This is a genomic window from Chlorogloeopsis sp. ULAP02 (assembly GCF_038404745.2).
Taxonomy (GTDB): Bacteria; Cyanobacteriota; Cyanobacteriia; order Cyanobacteriales; family Nostocaceae; genus Chlorogloeopsis.
Genome location: NZ_JAYKTT020000045.1, coordinates 96,206 through 114,688, shown reverse-complemented (window position 1 = coordinate 114,688; position 18,483 = coordinate 96,206). Strand labels below are relative to the sequence as shown.

Genomic DNA, 18,483 nt, shown 5'->3' with positions numbered 1-18,483 from the left:
AATCTGGTTGTGGTGATTTTGGTAATGATCATGTTATGACCTTATCACTAACATAAAATCCTTTGCTTTTATATCCTTGGCGATCGCCTAACATCGGTTATTGTCAACAACACGTACTCAAAATGGCAGTTGCTTCCAAAAAAGAGTTTCGCTCTTCTGCATTGCTGGGTTTAGGCGCGATCGCCCTTGCCGCAATCTTGTGGGCAGTAGGAGCAAATGTAGCTCAAGGGCTTTTCCAGTCTGGGATTACTCCCTTTGAGTTGGTAGAGGCTCGCGCCACAATTTCAGCAGTGGGATTGGGCGTATTAAGTGGACTGCAAACTCGAAAACTATCCATTTGGAAAAACTTTCAAATCAACGGTTGGATTTTGATGCTGGGCTTGGCTCTAGCGTTAGTAAACTTTACGTACTACTTGGCGATCGCTCGGCTTGAGGTTGCGGTTGCGATTGTGATTCAATATACTGCTCCAGCCTTGATTATCCTGTGGATTGCACTTACCACAAGGCGTTTACCCTCATTTTCTGTAGGTACATCAGTAATAGCTGCGATTTTGGGAGTAGCGCTAGTAGCTCAGGTATCAGGGGGTGATGTGAGTAAGCTTGACGGGATTGGGCTTGCCAGTGCAATTCTCAGCGCGATTCTATTTGCAACCTATACTTTGTTAGCAGAAAGGGTGGGCATGGCTAATGATGCCGTAACAGTGATGTTGAAAGGCTTCATCGTGGCAAGTTTATTTTGGATTGCGGTTCAACTTCCGCAAGGATTCCCCACTAGCTTGATTCAACCAAATAATTTACTGGGAGTGTTGTTTATAGGAGTTGGCGGCACACTGCTTCCCTTTTTGTTCTATTGCTGGGGTATCCAGCGAGTCAGAGCAGACAGAGCAGCGATCGCAGCTACCTTAGAACCAGCGATCGCTGCTGTTATTGCCTGGATTTGGTTTGGGCAAGCTCTGACACCGCTACAAATATTGGGCAGTGTTCTAGTTCTGGGAGCAGTGCTGGTTTTGCAACTCAATCAAAAAGTAGGTGTATAAGCAATGTCAGTTATCAGTAATCAGTTATCAATTTTTTCACTGATTACTGTTTACTGTTCACTGTTCACTGTTCACTGTTCCCTCCTACTTAGATTTAGCTTCCAAGTTTTCCAGACGGCTTCTGAGTTCTTGGTTTTGTTGCTTAAGTTGATCTAGTTCCTCGCGTAATTGTTTAACTGCACTTTCTGTACCAATATTCTTTTGCACTCTGGCAATTTCTTCTTCGGCATAGCGACGTACACGCCCATCGGCTGTTTGATCGCTTAGTGATTGCAAAATAGCGATCGCCTTGGGAGTTTCCATTTGCCCCAGTGCTGTAACTACTGCTATTTGCGTTAAAAAGAACGTGTCTTTAGCAAGTTCAGCTAAATGCTCCAAAATTCGCTCTAGGTTAACAGGAGTTTGTCCAACAGAAATTTTACCTAAAGCACGAATTGCCCCTAAACGCAGAGGTTGCGGTACACCCAGTCTGGTGTATTCCATGATCAGATTTAAAGCTGCTTCCGAAGTTTTAAGTTCCGCTAAACCAGCGATCGCACCACTTCTGACTACTTCATTCCAACCCGCTTTTTCTTCCAAAACAGTTTTTAGCAGTTTAATAACCTTTTCTTCCTTGGGTTTTTCTTCCAGACTGGCAGCAGCAATTGTCCCAATAGCACGAGCGGCTTCTGCTTCTACGTAATAACTGGCATCTCCTTCCTGTATAACTTCTTTGACAGCTTTATAGCTGGTGTGGGTTTTAGTTTTCGCCAGTGCCATCACCACAGCCCGACGCACATAGGAACTTTTGTCTTTTAATCCCACCACCAAAGCATCAAAAGCTTGATCCAACTTTATTTCTGCTAGTTGTTTAGCTACTTCTACACGTACACCCCAAAAAGGATCATGTTGCAGTGCCGTCGCTAATGCCTTGAGAGCTTCTAATCCTCCTTTCTTCGCTAAAGCCTCCGCTGCATAAATGCGAGAGGTGGGGTGAGGATCGAATTCCAACTGCGCTTTTAACTCTGGTATTGGATACTCCAAAGAGACGGTTTTCAAGAAATGATTCCCGACATCGAAGCTGATAAACTGGGGTTTTTCTTCGAGGGGAAAATAGAAACTTTGTTCGCGTTCGTGAACGCGCACATTGAAAATTTTTAAATCAGAAGACGCGCCATAACCCGTCTCTGCATTGTTGGTATAACCAAAACCAATCGGGATGCGCAAATCAAATAAATCGCTGCTACTACCATTCCGATTTGATTTCGCTTGGGTTTGAGTCACCGTCACTTTTGCTAATTTGGCATCTCCGTCCCAAGAGTAAGCTACTTTAAAATCAGGATGACCGCCACGATAGACATACTGATCGAAAAGGAACAATAGATTGCGTCCGCTTGCCTTTTCGATCGCTCGCAGCAAGTCTACGGTTTCTACAGTTTTGTGGGCATTATCCCGTACAAATGTCTGCATTGCTTTCCAAAATAGTTCTTCGCCGAGTTCGGCACGGATCATGTGATAAACACAAGATCCTTTCTCATAGATATGGCGATCGTAAAGCTCTATTGCCTCTCGGTAAACGTGCGTTACCATTGGGCGACGGTAGCGACTGCTATCTTCTGCTAAATAACTGCGAGCTTCGAGCAGACGGTAATAGGCTGCTTCATCTGCACTATATTCATGCTCTGTCCACATTACCTCAGAATAGGAAGCCATTCCTTCCTTAATCCAAGCATGAGACCAATGTTTAATCACTACTAAATCGCCAAACCACTGGTGTGCTAGTTCGTGGACAACTAAACTTTCGGTATTGCGGTTATCGAGTGCTGCTCTTTCATCTAATAAACATCTATCAGTAAGCAGTGTTGTAGAGGTGTTTTCCATGCCACCAAAAATAAAGTCATCCACGCAGACTTGGGCATACTTTGGATACGCATAGGGATAGCCATATTTTTCGCTTAAAAACTCCATCATCCGCGGGGTTTTGCCCATACTGCGCTTCGCATCTGCTTCTCGTCCTTTTTCTACATAATAAGTAACAGGTTTGCCATTCCACTCATCGCGAATTACCGCAAAATCACTTACTGCTAACGTCATTAAGTAGGTAGGATGAACCTGCTGCTGCAACCAGTGATATATTTTAGAATTACCGTCTTCTTCAGTGGCAATTAATTCGCCATTAGAAATAGCAATCAAAGGTTTGGGAACACGCACGCGAATTTCGGAAGTAGACAGCTGCCCTGGATAGTCAAAGCAGGGAAACCAGAAGCGCGAGTCTTCATCTTCTCCCTGTGTCCAAACTTGGGTAGGTTTGTTGGGATAGTGTTTGTCTGGCTGAATAAAGTAAATACCGCGTTGAGGTTTTTCAACCCAGTAGGCGATCGCTATTTTGATTTGCTTGTCAACTTGCGTGGGTGAGGCGAGTTTAATCGATAGTTTTTCCCCGTCATAATCAAATTTTTGCGGTTCCTCATCCACCTGCACGGATTCAATATTCAGGTTAACAGCATCCAATGTCAAACGGTCAACACCATTACGGATGGGCAACAGAGTAATGTTGCACTTACCACTAAGACTCTGTGTAGGAATATCTAAATTGAGATCGAGAAAAATATGCTCAACCTGTCCAGGGTGATCGGGGTTATAGTGTGGTTTTGACCCTGGTAATTCAAAAGATTTGTAGCGGCTATTTTCTGTATCTAAAGAAAAATGAGACATTCTAACCTTCTAATTCCTGATAACTTTAAAATGGTTTTAGTAACGAAAAAACCTTATAACTACATCGCATTCACTTCCCAAATCAACCCTTAATATTTTCTACTCTGATACAGCGCACTCTGTATCATTGAACACTGTTTTATTTAATTTTTAGTGATTGACACCGTAATAGGTTCTGATTGAGTAGAAGTAGAATATATAGCTTAGGATAGCTTGCAATATTGCTCATATTAAATATTTCTCAAGGAAGAACATAGCTGTCTTGAAAATAGGTGACAGGGGATAGGTGACAGGGTACAGGGAACAAGGAGAATCGTGATTCACGTTCTTGCCCCTTGTCCCCTTGTCCTCTTCTTCCCGATCCCCAATCACCAGTACCCAGTAGCAATGGCTAGTTATGGGTTCTGTTTTTATAAAGTTTGTAGCCTGTCTTGATTTTTACTAGGTTTTGCGTTTCAAATATTACTAATGTTTAAGTAATTGCAGCGATAAATAGAGACTAGCGTTGCGTCAGGCTAAAAATAATGGGCATAGACAATCCTTACGTTCCTGTGTGAGGGAATCGGTATAAGTCTCAATCACTGGGTTGCAGATTCCGAAAACTTTACAGTGACGCTTGAAACTGCCTCGAAGTCAATGTGATCAACAAAGGACAAACTATGCCCGAAAATAAATCAAAGTTGTTAATTCCTGCCGTTGGAACTGCTCTAATTGTGGCAGGAGGTATAGCTGCTTATATGTATTTCAAGGGTGGAACTGCTGGAGACATCTCAGGTGCAATTCCTAGTGCCAAAGTAGTACCAAATGAAGCATTGATGGCAACTTATATTTCCACAGATCCGAAAGTTTGGGAAAAGCTGGAGCAATTTGGCACTCCGGAAGCACAAAAGTTAGTGGCAAAAGGGCTGGAGAATTTTAATCAAGATGTGTTGAATGACAGCAATTTTTCTTACGAAAAAGACTTAAAACCTTGGATAGGTGGTGTGATGATTGCAGTTTTGCCACCAACTCCAACTCAGCCTGCCCAGTTCAATGGAACTTCACCAACACCAAATGGACTCATTACCAGAAGGTTGCCAGAGACTGAAACTTTGATGGTAGTAGGAATCAAAGATAAACTTGCAGCTTTAAATTTTGCTAATAAACTCAAAGAGCGAAAAGGTGTCACGACAAAGGAAACAGACTATAAAGGTCAAAAAATTACAGAAACTATAAGCAAGGGTAAACCCACATACAGTGCAATGTTAAACAATCATGTGGTGCTTGCTCCCGAAAAACAAGCTGTAGAACAAGCTATAAACACTTTTAAAGGAGAACCTTCCTTTATTACTAAAGAAGGTGCAAATACTATTCTTACCAAAGGTGTGAATTTAGAAAACACCGTAGCACAAGTTTATATTCCTGATTATGCCAGTACGGTACAGCAAGCAAGCCAGCTACCGCCCCAAACCCTTACACAGTTGAAGTCGGTTAAATCTATGGTAGTTGGTGTTGGTATAGACGATGGGGGAGTGCGAATGAAAGCGATCGCCAATTTAGATCCAGCACTTGTTAAGTTCCAATATCAAAGTACTCCTAGTCAGGTGGTATCGCAATTACCTGCTGATACAATTGCCTTAATTAGTGGCCAAGGTATTAATAAATGGTGGTCAGCATTGGTAGAACAGTCCAAAGACTATCCTGAATTCAAACAAGTACTAGAGCAAGCACGGGCGCAACTCAAAGTAGTCAATATAGATTTGGATAAAGAAATTTTTGGTTGGATGGATGGAGAATTTGGTTTTGCTGCGATTCCAGCAAATCAAGGTATGTTGGCGCAAGTTGGGTTTGGAGGAGCTTTTTTATTCCACACTAGCTATCGCAAAACAGCTGAAGCCACCTTCACCAAATTGGATACCCTTGCCAAAACTCAACAAATCAATATTGCTCCAAGAAATATTGGCGGTAAAGATATGATTGAATGGCAAGTTCCCCGCCAAGGAGCTTTGTTAGCTCATGGTTGGCTAAATCAAAACACGCTGGTTGTGACTGTGGGTGATTCTGTAGTGGATGCGATCGCTGCTTCTAAGGAGCAGTCTCTAGACAACAGCGAAAACTTCAAAGCTGTGACTGGCTCTTTGCAAAAGCCAAATGGTGGTTACTTCTACTTAGATATGAACAAAATCCTGTCTTTAATTAATCGCTTTACCAAGCAAAGCCAACCCTTGCCACCGGAAGCCAATGCTGTTCTCAGTTCTATTCATGGTGTGGGCATCACTGCTAATAGCCCCGACAATTCCACCGCTCAAATGGAGATGTTGTTAGCTCTGAAGCAGAAAAATAAATAGAGTAGTGAGTGCCGGGTACTGAGTAAAAAATACTTTTTCGGCTCAGTACCTTTTGAATGAGCCTTGATGCTCTGTCAGCATGAAGGGACTTATAACTCTCAACTAATTCAGATATTTTCTTCTATGAAGAATAGCTCAATCCTGAAGATTAGCTAGGATCTCAGACCAAAGTTTCTTATGCTCAGATTTGACATCCAAATCCGTCTCTATTAATTCAGTATAATTTTTTAAGAACTGATCTGGATCTGAAATTAACCGTAAATAGTAACGAAGGCTGTGATTTAAACCGTTAACAATTACCTGACATCCTGTTTGCTGACGAACTTGATTTACGATTTGGATTACCTCATCTATTTCATTACTAGCAATATACGGTTCAGCAGTAGAAAGTATATAGTAGCGGTCTACAAATTGCCCAGCAAATTTTTCAGGCAGGCAGCGAACCATATCACTTTTTATACGAATTCCTGACTTCACTTCAATTCCTTCAAAAGGAGTACCGTCTAATCTGTCTACTTGCACATCACCGATCCAACCATCTTTGTCATTAGCATTATGTCTATTCGGTGGATTTCTTATAGTCGTATTGGCATAACGTAAAAGTTCAACTACCAAACACTGGTAAACCGCTTGAATTGCAATTACAGGGAGACGAGCACGACCATTTCCCGATGCTTGTTCATGATGCTTAATAACAGCATTAAAAATATCATGAACAGTTAATCCTTTTGGCTGAGGATAATTATAAACTGCCTTTTGTTTGTTTTTTAAATCTAATGCCATAAGAAGAACTATACAGGGAAATGGGTCTATTCCTTTTACCTGAACAGCGTGTAATATTCCCAAAAATGCTTCTAAATTACCTTCACCCTTAGGTTTAGCCTTATAGTCTAAAGTATATGGAAAAGGCCTCTCAAAATTTCTACCGCTTTCAGCACCACTCACAGCACAAGAGGTAAGATTATGGCGTTTCAAAAAAGGAGTAACATTTTTTGCATCTGTTGAACGATTAGAATAACCACCATTTAAGCTTTCTTGAGCAGAACGAATATCTTGATTTGGATGAACTAGTTTTTCAACAAGACTTGTAATTAAAATACTATATAGGTATTTATTAGATTTCAAATTATTTATAATAGTTTCTATGCCTTCTGCAACATTTTTTTTTAGGGGAGTTTCTTGACCATCCTGTTGCATTTCTAAAGGATAGAGCAGAGATTTTTGTGTTTGTTTATATTTTTTAATTGCTTCATCTACATCTTCGTATTTGATTAATTTTTCAGCTTCAATAAATGCTTCAGATAAATAATGGTTATACTCCGTTTTCATTGGTATATATTTTTTAGGATGGTTTTTCCAAGCAACAGCAACTTGTTTTTCAATATTTAATGTAAAAGGGTAACAGCAACGAAAATAACCAGGAGGAATAGTTTCATTTGTTTCATTAACTCGTACATCAAAACGCAAACTTCTAAGTTTTTTAACAATTTCTGTTAAATCAAAATTACATTCTTCTTCATACAAATCTTGTAGAAATTTCCCTGGATAGAGTTTTTTAGTAGAATCAAAATCACTAAATTTTTTAGCGAATTTTAGCAAAAAATAAGGTTTGTTGGTGAAAATATTCATTTTGAGATTAAAAATTGGATGTGGTTCTGTAAAATGACCATATACATCCATCATTGTTTGATATCCAGAGCATTGCCGTAAACAATCTTCAATAGCATCCCAAGCAATAGGTATATCTTCTTCTTGATTTGATAGAAGAATACATTCTATGAATTCTAATCCATCACCAATAGGATGCTTAAACTGAAGTTGATATGATAAAAGAGGTGTTTCTATAAATTTTTTATCATAACGTGATACAGAAATTGAACATTTTTTTTCAATACGTTTTGTAATAAAACGGTATACAACACCAATTGTAGGAAACAATAAGTTTTTGAATGCAGTTCTTTTTTTTATTGAAGAATAATGGAAAAATTTTTCAGTTATGGTGTTATCCGGAGTTAAACCATGAGAATCTTTTATTGAGACTACGTTTTCGTTAGAATTAAATAAGTTGAGTTGAACAGCCTCTAATGTCCTATTAAGACGGCGAAAACGTGTTGATTTTGCTTTTCTAGACTTTCGTAAGTCAAAAGATAGTTTTTCATCTTGTTCAATAAGTTTTATTCCTAAATCAATACCAAATATTTGCTGTAACACAGCTTCTGCAAGCCTGTTAGCAAAAATGGGAGGTACAGAATTACCTATTTGTTTTAGTACTGTATTAAAACTTCCAATTAACTCATAATCATCTGGAAATGTTTGTAATCTTTTGAATTCTTGTAAAGTAAACTTCCGATTATTCCAATGAAAAGGGCCTGAGTAAGCACCAAGTTGTGCCACAATTGTTCGGACTGGTTTTTCTGGATCTGCTTTATACAAAAAGTCAGAGAAACGAGAACGCCAAGCAAAAATAGGATTAGGATATCCCATTTCTCGTGTGAAATAATGATAGTTCATTCCTGGAGGTACTTCTGCAAGCAGATGACCATATTTTCCAGGATAAATATGTGTTGTCTCTGAAGGATCTTGAATATCAGCTATAGCTTCAAAAGCACTGATATGAGGTCGTTTATCAGGTGAGTCTATACCGTGTGTTGGTAAAGGAAATTTGAAGTTATGCGTTTTTGTTCCAACTAAAATTAAGCGTTCTCTATGCTGTGGTACTCCATAATCTGCACAATCAAGAATCCGATAATAAATTTGATAGCCTAACTCTGAAAACTTTTCATTTATAATTTTCCAATCTCGCCCTTTGCTAGCTCCTAAAATACCGCGTACATTCTCAAAAAGAAATCCTTGTGGCTGGTAGTGTTTTACTAAACGGCAGTAATGTTCAAATAAACTACCTCTTTCATCCAATATTCCATATACACCTCCTGCCCGCCTACCAATAGCAGAAAAGCTTTGGCAAGGTGGGCCACCTATAATAAAGTCAATCTGTCCATTAAAAATCTGTTCGGGTTCAAGAATGCGAATATCTTCATTGATAATTCGGCAATCAGATTCTAAATATCTACCTAAGTTTTTGTGTAGCGTTTGACAAAAACTCGTTTCTTTTTCTACACAAGCAACAATATTAAAACCTGCTTTATTAAATCCAATATCTAATCCACCAGCTCCGGAAAAAAGGGACAGAGCAATTGGTCTATATCGCTTTTGCACTTGAATGACACCGATTTAATTCTCAATATTTAACATAGAAAGGTCGTAGTTCATAGATTTTAGCAGCAGCAGAAGAAGATTCGCCAAACAAGATCTAACTTCCTAGATATTTAATTTTCGGTATTGGGCGTGGATGCAAAATCAATTAGGCTCTGTAAGCATGAAGGGACTTGAAACTGTTGCTAATAGACGCTCCCATTACCTTGATGAATGTATTTCGCGCTGCTACTGCAAAAGGATTTTTGAATTCGCCCATTTTACCCGATCGCAAAGACTGCTCAACAATCGCCTTTGTACGGGAAAATCGCAAAGATTCATACTGTTGGAAAGCGGCAGTGGGATCTGAGTGTTCTTGCAAACATTTAGTGACTACATAGGCATCCTCCAAGGCGGTACACGCTCCCTGTCCTAGTGTTGGTAGCATTGGATGGGCGGCATCACCTAGTAACGTAATGTTCTGCTTGCTCCAAGGTTGATTTGGCGGGCGATCATAGAGTTCTGTCGTTAGAATATTGGCTTCCTTTGTGGCAGCAATCAATTCAGGAATCGATGGAAACCAATCTTGGAACATAATTTCCAGCTCTTGTTTGCGACCAATCTTAGCATCTGGTTGTGCTTCTTTTGCGATCGCTGCCGCATACCAATACATTTGCCCTTTACCGAGCATCATCAAGCCAAAACCTTTGCCACGCCCTAAAAACTCCTGAATATAGCCAAGACGATATCTACTTGGAATATAATCCGTCAAACCCCGCCAAGTCTTAAAGTTTCGATAGGTAGGTGGACGATCGCCCAACAAGTTTGCTCGTACTCGCGATCGCAAACCATCAGCCCCAATCAAAGCATCTCCCTCAACACTTAACCCGGAAGCAAAATAGGCACGCACCTGACTTTTATCCTGCTCAAATCCCTCAAAGGTTTGTCCTAAAACAAGTTTTTCGCTGGGTATATTGCTCAACAGTAGCTGATGTAATTCTGCTCGATGAATTGCCACAACAGGCAACTCAAAGCGATCAACAAGCACGTTTACCAACTCCCTACCGCTTTGCGAATTAAATTGATAATTTGTAGTCAAACAGCCAACGCGGATTGCATCTTCCAGTAAACCTAAATTTTTCAAAATGTGTGTAGCGTTTGCCCACAGTGCAATGCCAGCACCAACCTCTCGCAGTTCCTTCATTCGCTCATAGACAATAGCTTCAAAACCAGCACGGGAAAGAGCTAGAGCAGTTGCAGCACCACCAATGCCACCACCAACAATAATAATTTTCTTTTTTGTTTGCATCTGGGTTATAACTGACAGACTTGTCAGTTGATTAATTACTATCAAATATAACTTCTTGCTAGTCAACTGACTATTCTGTCGACTGTAATACCCCTATCAAATTTGCCCTTTAATTGCTCAAATCAGACAGGCTATACTGACTAAACAGTCAGTTGAGAAGTTAAAATGCTGTGGCACGTCAAATAAAAGCTGAAAAGAGATTGAATACTAGGCAAATTCGAGATGCAGAGGCAACCCAAGCTGTGATTTTAGCAGCAGCAGAAGAAGAATTCGCCAAACATGGTCTGACTGCTGCCAGAACAGAGGCGATCGCGAATAAAACGAGTGTAGCGAAGTCAATGATTTATTACTATTTCAAGGATAAAGAAGGCTTGTATCAGGCAGTATTGGAGCGATCGCACTCAGATCTTTTGCAAACAACTCAGCAGTTAAATTTGGATTATCTATCTCCGGAAGCGGCATTGGAGAAGTTTCTCACTGCACTGCTTGATTGTGTGTCACGTAATCCAAAGTTACCGTTGATGATGTTTCACGAGGCGGTTCAAAATCAAGGGAAATATTACAAGCGCAGTAGTTCTTTAAGCATTGATACAACCTTGGTAAAAATTTTGGAGCGAGGAGTTGCTACAGGAGTATTTCGTAAACTCGATCCATTTCAATCAGCAATTAACATTATAGGTACTTGCTTGTTCTATTTTGTAGGGGCGGGTAATATTCAACAGCATCCTCAAGGTAAGCGGCTCCTGAGCAAAGCAATGTTAGAACAACACGCTCAAGAGGCGATCGCGTTAATTTTAGCTGGTGTGCAAAACCCTTAAAAAAGTAGAGGGCATTAGACGCGGGTTGATGCTGTTTCTCCTATTTTTCGGTGTCCCACTGAACGAGTTGAATTACGACACCGTTGGGATCTGTGACTTGAAAGAACCTTTCACCCCAAGATTCAGTCTCGATCGCAGTTGTAATCTCCACACCTTCTGATTGAATTCGCGCGTATTCCCGATCAATATCATCCACTACAAAGACAATGAGTAGACCATCGGCTCGATGTCCCCGCATATGGATGGGTTTGAAACTTTCGAGATTGGTTTGGAGAAAAATTAGGTTAAAGCCAGCATCTGATCTAGAGAGAGAAACAAAGCCCTCGGCTGCCATTTCCTCACTGAAGCCAAAATGTTGCTTTACGAACGTTGCTGATGCTGTGACATCATCTACGTTGAGTGAAATCGCTGAAGCGGTAATCTGCATAGATACTTCTAACGAACTGCGAGAGGGGCGATCGAGGAACATAAGTCTTGTAAATCATACCTGGTATTACTGATTTACGCACAATTACTAAATTATTTTTTCAACTGTCTCCAGCTTGAAAAGATAGTAATAAGATTATCTCTATATCTTCATTAAGAGAAAATTTTAGGAATTATGGCTGTAGGACGTAACAGCAGAAACATCAACGGATTTATTCGCGATTTTCGGGAATTTGCCCTCAAGGGCAGCGTCATGGATTTAGCTATTGGAGTAGTTATTGGCGCAGCCTTTGGTAAAATCGTCACCTCTTTCACTGAAGACATTATCATGCCATTGTTGAATCCTTTATTGGCTTTCACAGGTAATGATTGGCGAACATTTGGCATTCCCGTAGGAAAAGGTAAAATTGCACTCGGCTCATTTCTAGGCAACGTAGTCGATTTTCTAATTATTGCTTTTGCTTTGTACCTCGCTATTCGGGCGATCGCTAGATTTAAACGCAAAGAAGAAATGGCTTCTCCGGCACCTACAGAAAAAGAATGTCCCTATTGCTTAGAAAAAATTCCTCTTGCTGCTACTCGTTGTCGTGCTTGTACTTCTGAGTTAGCACCCACTGTTGAAAGAATGTAAAAAGTGTCATTGATCACATCAATTTTTATTCGCAATTTAAAAAACTCGTATTTGGTGTTTACAATTGTAGAAACTCAAATAGCTTGGATGATCTCAGGACACGACTATGCCGTGTCCTTTGTTAATTAGAAAAAATTTTTGATTGCAAGAATAGCTCTGTCGAAGGATTATGATGCAAATAAACAGGCTTTGTCCTGGTTACACAAAGCAGGCTAATTATTTGAGCAACTTTACTGATGAACACGGCTGTAAATAATACTCCCGGATTGGCTTCACGCTTGGTAAATGGGGTACTGGCAATCAAACCACTATATAGCCTCGCCAAGCATCAAGCTCGTCAAATGATGATTAAACGTGCTGAGAAAATAGGGGTGCCTTGGAGAAAGAATGTTTCTCGTCTGCGATCGCACGACTGGGAAAGCGAACTAGCAAAAGTACAAAATCCTCAGACTAGTTACCCAGAGTACTACCTCACTTCATTTCACGCTTACGAAAAAGGCAATCTTAACTGGGATGCAGCTCTAGAGGTAGAAGTAGCTGCTTACGCTGTTCATGCTGGGATTTGGAAGGATGCTGGAGCACAAGGAGATCCAAAACTGCGTCAAAGCTATCACGAAATCCTCAAGCAGCAAATCTCCCAACAGCCGCAAGATATCCTTGATTTGGGTTGCAGTGTGGGTATGAGTACCTTTGCCCTACAAGAACTTTATCCCCATGCCAAAATTACGGGTATAGACTTATCTCCCTACTTCTTAGCTGTTGCCCACTATCGCTCCCAAGAGCGTCAAGCTAATGTTAATTGGGTTCATGCTGCTGCTGAATCAACGGGATTACCAGATGCCTCGTTTGATTTAGTTTCTATTTTCTTGATGTGTCATGAATTGCCCCAGTCTGCAACAAGGCGCATTTTCGCGGAAGCGCGGCGTTTGCTGCGTTTAGGTGGGCATTTGGCAATTATGGATATGAATCCGAAATCGGAAGTTTACAAAAAAATGCCTCCTTACATTTTGACTTTGCTCAAAAGCACAGAGCCGTACCTAGATGAATATTTCGGCTTAGATATTGAGCAAACGCTGGTAGATGCGGGTTTCCAAACTCCTACCATCACTTGCAACAGCCCTCGTCACCGCACTGTCATTGCTCAGGTGAGTGGCTAATTTCTTTTTAGTGCTGTGGGCGGTAACACCTCCCCTGCTACTGCTGATTTACTATTATCGGCGTGTTTCCACCGCTCCTTCCCTGCTACGATTGCTTTTATTCTTCGTTGTCGGAGCAATATCGGGTTTTGTCGCCCTCAGTTTGGGATGGGTTGTGGAAACACAAATTAACTCTTTTGCGGCTTGGCGAGAAATTAGACATACTCTTGCAGGTGTTTCTCTGCGCCAGGTGTTGGTAGTCGGCCCCATCGAAGAAAGCTGTAAGATGGTAGCAGTTCTGATTCCCAGCTGGTATTTTCAACGCAGGTATCGATTACGCTCTAGTAGTATTTTTCTGTTTGCGATCGCCGTTGCCCTGGGATTCACTGCTGAAGAAAACTGGATTTACCTTTTCCACGAAACGGCATCTATATTTGATCGGGCGATCGGTACACCTGTTCATGCCATGTTCTCAGCACCCTGGGGATATGCTTTAGCATTATTTTTTAGATCAAAAATTCAGTTCCGGCGCTACACCCCAAATATTCCACAAGCATGGCTCAATTCTGTTATCTGTCATGCCTTGGTGAATTTTCTATCCAGCAGTTGGCGTTATCCAGCACCCCTATTTTTCCTCAGCTACGGTTTGTTTCCATTTTTCGTATGGATGTTTTGGCGACTGGAACAATTATTGCGAAAAGTGCAAGAAAAAGCACCTATTATCCTCATCAGTGGTTATACCCTTCGACATCGGTTATGGGAGCAAGGTTTGGTAGTGTTTGCCCTGATGTTGGGTGGTAATGCTATTTTTGGGTTATTTCTATTGGTAAGAAGTTTTAATTCTCTTAGTCCGTCGCAGGTTTTTTACCCTGGTACTCTGTGGCTTTTACTTAGCCGCTTCCTGCTCAATTTAATTTTCGGACTAGTAGCATGGACAATTTATTGTTACTTACGATATTCAGCACGTCGGCGCTATTTTAAATAGCTAGGAATAATCTGCGTACCAATGGTTTGGGAGTAAAACTTAATACTAGTGCTACGAGAGTTCTCAGGTTAAATTTTTGTTGGCTGAAAGCGTGTAAAAGGAGCGAGCGAGCTTCTAAGGCTCGTTCGGCTCGCAATAATCCAATTCCTAGAGTTGTGTGTGCGTGTAACCATTTTGCTCTGAAATAACCATGAAATTGCTGTAACTGCTCGTCTTCCATAAACTGACTAAAACAAAATATGCTTGCCTTTGCTCCTCTAATTTTGGCTTGAGGATTTTGGCTGCCGATCGCCATTGTTTCAGCTAGTGGATGCATTCGATATTTACTCAGTCTTTCTGGGGAATAATATGCTCCACTACCAGTTCGACAAGCAAGGTAAGTTAAATATAAATCCCAAAAAGGCCCTACTTGAGATGGAAAATTTTTCCAATCAATAGCATCCTTGCGAATAACGGCAGCAACTGCACTTGGTACAGCTTGATGAACTAACCCAATTTCACAAAAAGGTTGGTAAACTCCTTCTTCTAGCTGATTTCGCTTCCAAAGTTTGCTACACTCTTCAGTTGCAACCTCATCTATATTGCTATCTGCATCTATAATGTAATGGTCGCTAAAAGCCAAGATTAAGTCTGGATTGGCATCAAGATGAGGAACAAGTTTTTCTAAAAAGTTCTCGTTCCAGATATCATCATCGTTTAGACTCGCAATATATTTTCCGCGTGCCTCAGTAGCAGCACTGGCAATATTCCGAGCCACTCCTAAATTTTTGGCATTTCGCCGGAATCTAATTCGTGGATCGCGAAAAGATTCAACTATTGCTTGAGGATTTTCTGGACTACAATCATCAGTCACAATAATCTCAATATTTTTATAAGTTTGACTGAGTGCACTTTCTATAGCTTGCTTGAGATATTTGGAGCGATTATAAATTGGTATTATTACACTAACTAGAGAACTTTGGAAATTTATGTCTTGTGGCATAATTTATGCTTCCTACAGTTTGTTAAATTTATAAGGTATGCAATCAACAAATTAGCAATTGCATAAACATTGAAACACAAATAGTAGGCAAGAAAAATGAAATTCTTGCAGATGATAGTAGTGATATTTGCTAGAGGCTCAATGTGATTTAGTTATTTTGACTAAAGATGGACATTTCCATTATTCAAAATCTAGTTTTTTGAGCTTATTTGTGATTTACGTTACTTTTTATTGTTGTCACTAAGTGTTTACAGAATAAGAACCAAAAACAAAAAAGTAATGACCAATATATTAAAACATATTAACTAGGATACTTATAAAAACTTAAGTTTTTTCTCTCTTGAGAATCAAAATAACTATAAAAATTTTAAATAGAAGGAATATTTTAAATAGTTTTTCTTATCGTTATTATTCTTTGTATTTTTTGACTGATGGCAAATTAACCTAGTAAACAAAGACTTATCGTCACTAAATCTGAAAGATTATTTATCTAGGTCAGAGAATTGACACAATAAAAGGGGAACCTATTAAGAACTTTGTTCGTCTTGAAAAGGTTTTCTATACAAAACTCCAGTGATAATTCCTTCGACATTAGTAGATTTAAAGTTATGCCAGACTTAATTACTTACCTTCAAGTTTGAGAAGATAGACAATAATTCGGCAGACAAAGATTTAAAAAAGGAATTTTTAAACTAGGGTTTGTATAATAAGGTTCCCCAAAATTTTACGTATTTACGGCTATAAGCCGATTAAAACTGGCTGATTCTGTGCAGCACTAACTATATTTGACTCTGGCTCAGTGCAGTAAATTTCGCAAGAGTTATTTGGACTTTCGATTAATTTGACTTTGAAAAGTTTAGCTCCCAAATCCTGAATGGGCGATCGCAATAAATTACTAATGTGCAGTGCGATATTTTCAGCAGTGGGAACAACCTCTGCAAAGTAAGGAATATCTTTATTCAAGAATGTGTGATCGAATGGCTCAACTACATAATCTTCTATCACCTGATTCAAAGCGCCTAAATCCACAATCATGCCGGTGCGTGGATCTATTTCCCCCTTGACTGTCACTTCTAGATGATAATTGTGTCCATGACCGTTGGGACGAGCGCACTTGCCATAAACCTCGAAGTTCTCTTCATTACTAAGATTGGGATGCGCTAACCGATGGGCAGCGCTAAAGTGAGTGCTAACAGTAAGATAAGCTTCCATTCTATTCCCCATATAATCTGCCCAAAGCTCAGAATTTTCAAATAGCTGTATACGGACTAAAGGCAAGTGAGGTGCTAGCCGCTGCCAGATCACCCGTGCAATATTCTCTGTTGTGGGGAGAGTTTGTTGAAATTCTGCCCACACATCGTTGAGATAAGAAAAGTCTAGTTGGCTGGTTATTTCTTGCTTGATAATGTGCTTTACATCGGACAAGTTCAGCACCATGCCATATTTATCTAATTCCCCAACTAGGGAAACAAATAAGACATAATTATGCCCATGTCCAGGAAAACGGGAGCAAGCACCAAATTTCTCAACATTCTCGGCTTCACTCAGTTCTGGCAACCAATAACGATGACTTGCCGAAAACTGAGCGCGGCGATTCACAATGCATTGCATGAGTACACTGGTAGCTTAATTTAATATTTCTTAATATTCTAGCCTTTCCAGCAGCAATTAATTACATCCCACCTACTTGCTGTACTAACTGCAAACCATCTGTTTGATCCCATAGATAGACTATTTTGCCGTTTTTGATAGTCACGAACTCAGAATATGGCACAGAAAAACTTTTGCCTGTTGTCGGCATTCCCATAAAGTCACCAATGAAGGTTCCGGAAAATATGCCGTGATATGCAACGCGATCGCCCTTAGCTAACAATTCTTCTACCCGATAGCCGATATCGCTCACAACAGATAATAACTCTTGGGCAAAATTACGGATTGCCTCATGACCTTTAACTGGTTCGGGAAAAACTAAGTTATTAATAACACCATCAGGTGCCATAACTGAAATAATCTTTTCTATATCTTGACTGATCCAGCCCTGTAAGAACTCCGTTACCAACTGTACATGCTCACGTTCCAACTCTGTCAAATCTCCAAGAGAATTTAGATTTGGAACTAATAAATTTTCAGCTTGTATATTTGTCATGCACCGTGTCTCCGTACATCACTGTTTCAGAAGGTGGGCAATGTTCATGTCAGTTTTATTCTATATAAACACTGTTTGTTAAAAAAGCAGATTTTTAAGCGTATACGCCCAAGGAATCTTGAGCTTCCCAGTATAGTCCTTTGGCAATACGGAACATTTCTTGCCCTGCATGTAAATAACTTTCATCGTAGTTGAGAGGAAAATATTCCAATTCATCTAGCCCATCGCCAATTTGATTCAGGCAATAGTAAAGGTGAGCTGCTGTTCTTGCTAGGCTAGGTGGATTCGGTAGGGAACGAAAAGTTGTTTGTGCTTGCTTGAAGCCATTTCGGCAAGTGTTCAAGTATTCCTGAAATTGCTCTAACAGTTCATCATCAAATGGATCAGCCGCTAATTTCTCTATTTGTATTGCCAATGAATTGAGAATTTCACGTAACAAACGATTAACAGGTTGATACACCAGATGCAGCCATTCTTCAATTTGTTCGTCAAGATCTCGTCCTGTGTGCCGCGTTGCTTGATATTGTTGCCCAGCCGTTGCACTACGCTGTTGCCTATTGCTATTAGTTGTTTGCAAGCGCTGATTGGACAATTGGCGATCATAAATTTGGCGATTTTTAGTATCACCTAAGACTTCATACGCCGCATTGATACGGATAATGTACTCACGGTCTGCTGTTTTTTGATTGATATCAGGATGATACTGCTTAACCAAGCGGCGATAAGCTTGTTTGATTTCCGCTTGGCTGGCATCAGAACTGACTTTAAGAGTTTCGTAATGATTAGTGTCTAACATTATT

General features: G+C 40.1%; 14 protein-coding genes. 6 read left to right on the top strand and 8 right to left on the bottom strand.

The window, feature by feature from the left end:
- The first annotated feature begins 62 nt into the window (after positions 1-62).
- Positions 63-1,037, top strand: a complete 975-nt coding sequence (locus tag U2718_RS16305) for an EamA family transporter (protein ID WP_341996743.1) — start codon at positions 63-65, stop codon at positions 1,035-1,037.
- Positions 1,038-1,121: 84 nt separating this feature from the next.
- On the opposite strand, the gene U2718_RS16300 is transcribed toward U2718_RS16305, so the two are convergent.
- A complete protein-coding gene (locus U2718_RS16300) occupies positions 1,122-3,731 on the bottom strand; it encodes a M1 family metallopeptidase (RefSeq protein WP_341996741.1) in 2,610 nt (869 codons plus the stop codon).
- A gap of 659 nt (positions 3,732-4,390) precedes the next feature.
- Between U2718_RS16300 and U2718_RS16295 the strand changes: the two genes are divergently transcribed.
- The gene (locus U2718_RS16295; protein ID WP_341996739.1) at positions 4,391-6,058 is read left to right on the top strand and encodes a DUF3352 domain-containing protein; all 1,668 of its coding nucleotides are present in this window, start codon (positions 4,391-4,393) and stop codon (positions 6,056-6,058) included.
- A 135-nt stretch (positions 6,059-6,193) separates the two neighbouring features.
- On the opposite strand, the gene U2718_RS16290 is transcribed toward U2718_RS16295, so the two are convergent.
- Together U2718_RS16290 and U2718_RS16285 are read right to left on the bottom strand one after the other, a co-directional pair.
- Positions 6,194-9,274 carry a DNA cytosine methyltransferase gene (locus U2718_RS16290; protein WP_341996738.1) on the bottom strand — a complete coding sequence of 1,027 codons (3,081 nt, stop codon included), beginning with the start codon at positions 9,272-9,274 and terminating at the stop codon, positions 6,194-6,196.
- 145 nt (positions 9,275-9,419) lie between these two features.
- A complete protein-coding gene (locus U2718_RS16285; RefSeq protein WP_341996736.1) occupies positions 9,420-10,559 on the bottom strand; it encodes an FAD-dependent monooxygenase in 1,140 nt (379 codons plus the stop codon).
- Positions 10,560-10,729: 170 nt separating this feature from the next.
- Between U2718_RS16285 and U2718_RS16280 the strand changes: the two genes are divergently transcribed.
- Positions 10,730-11,377 (top strand): TetR/AcrR family transcriptional regulator, encoded by a 648-nt coding sequence (locus U2718_RS16280; RefSeq protein ID WP_341996734.1) that lies wholly within the window; start codon positions 10,730-10,732, stop codon positions 11,375-11,377.
- A gap of 40 nt (positions 11,378-11,417) precedes the next feature.
- Here U2718_RS16280 and U2718_RS16275 read toward each other — a convergent pair whose 3' ends face one another.
- The gene (locus U2718_RS16275; RefSeq protein ID WP_016879042.1) at positions 11,418-11,846 is read right to left on the bottom strand and encodes a VOC family protein; all 429 of its coding nucleotides are present in this window, start codon (positions 11,844-11,846) and stop codon (positions 11,418-11,420) included.
- A 132-nt stretch (positions 11,847-11,978) separates the two neighbouring features.
- Between U2718_RS16275 and mscL the strand changes: the two genes are divergently transcribed.
- The 3 genes from mscL (at position 11,979) to U2718_RS16260 (ending at position 14,555) form a co-directional block, all read left to right on the top strand.
- Positions 11,979-12,434, top strand: coding sequence for a large conductance mechanosensitive channel protein MscL (gene mscL / locus U2718_RS16270; RefSeq protein WP_341996730.1), 456 nt, complete (start codon positions 11,979-11,981; stop codon positions 12,432-12,434).
- Between the two features lie 236 nt (positions 12,435-12,670).
- Positions 12,671-13,591 (top strand): class I SAM-dependent methyltransferase, encoded by a 921-nt coding sequence (locus tag U2718_RS16265; RefSeq protein ID WP_341996728.1) that lies wholly within the window; start codon positions 12,671-12,673, stop codon positions 13,589-13,591.
- Positions 13,584-14,555 (top strand): PrsW family intramembrane metalloprotease, encoded by a 972-nt coding sequence (locus tag U2718_RS16260; RefSeq protein ID WP_341996726.1) that lies wholly within the window; start codon positions 13,584-13,586, stop codon positions 14,553-14,555. Before U2718_RS16265 ends, U2718_RS16260 begins: the two co-directional genes overlap by 8 nt.
- Here the strand turns inward: U2718_RS16260 and U2718_RS16255 are convergent.
- From U2718_RS16255 to U2718_RS16240, 4 genes are all read right to left on the bottom strand, one after another.
- Entirely contained in the window at positions 14,548-15,537 is a 990-nt protein-coding gene (locus U2718_RS16255; protein ID WP_341996724.1) for a glycosyltransferase family 2 protein, read from the bottom strand. The genes U2718_RS16260 and U2718_RS16255 overlap by 8 nt on opposite strands.
- 738 nt (positions 15,538-16,275) lie before the next feature.
- Complete coding sequence (locus U2718_RS16250; protein WP_341996722.1) at positions 16,276-17,148, bottom strand: 6-carboxytetrahydropterin synthase; 873 nt, start codon at positions 17,146-17,148, stop codon at positions 16,276-16,278.
- 61 nt (positions 17,149-17,209) lie between these two features.
- Positions 17,210-17,683, bottom strand: coding sequence for an ester cyclase (locus U2718_RS16245; RefSeq protein WP_341996721.1), 474 nt, complete (start codon positions 17,681-17,683; stop codon positions 17,210-17,212).
- 94 nt (positions 17,684-17,777) lie between these two features.
- A complete protein-coding gene (locus U2718_RS16240; RefSeq protein ID WP_341996719.1) occupies positions 17,778-18,479 on the bottom strand; it encodes a J domain-containing protein in 702 nt (233 codons plus the stop codon).
- Positions 18,480-18,483 lie beyond the last annotated feature (4 nt).

Coding starts and splice junctions, on each gene's coding strand:
- U2718_RS16300 (WP_341996741.1), bottom strand. CDS start 3,731: ATGTCTCATTTTTCTTTAGATACAGAAAATAGCCGCTACAAATCTTTT.
- U2718_RS16285 (WP_341996736.1), bottom strand. CDS start 10,559: ATGCAAACAAAAAAGAAAATTATTATTGTTGGTGGTGGCATTGGTGGT.
- U2718_RS16295 (WP_341996739.1), top strand. CDS start 4,391: ATGCCCGAAAATAAATCAAAGTTGTTAATTCCTGCCGTTGGAACTGCT.
- mscL (WP_341996730.1), top strand. CDS start 11,979: ATGGCTGTAGGACGTAACAGCAGAAACATCAACGGATTTATTCGCGAT.
- U2718_RS16255 (WP_341996724.1), bottom strand. CDS start 15,537: ATGCCACAAGACATAAATTTCCAAAGTTCTCTAGTTAGTGTAATAATA.
- U2718_RS16275 (WP_016879042.1), bottom strand. CDS start 11,846: ATGTTCCTCGATCGCCCCTCTCGCAGTTCGTTAGAAGTATCTATGCAG.
- U2718_RS16250 (WP_341996722.1), bottom strand. CDS start 17,148: ATGCAATGCATTGTGAATCGCCGCGCTCAGTTTTCGGCAAGTCATCGT.
- U2718_RS16245 (WP_341996721.1), bottom strand. CDS start 17,683: ATGACAAATATACAAGCTGAAAATTTATTAGTTCCAAATCTAAATTCT.
- U2718_RS16265 (WP_341996728.1), top strand. CDS start 12,671: ATGAACACGGCTGTAAATAATACTCCCGGATTGGCTTCACGCTTGGTA.
- U2718_RS16240 (WP_341996719.1), bottom strand. CDS start 18,479: ATGTTAGACACTAATCATTACGAAACTCTTAAAGTCAGTTCTGATGCC.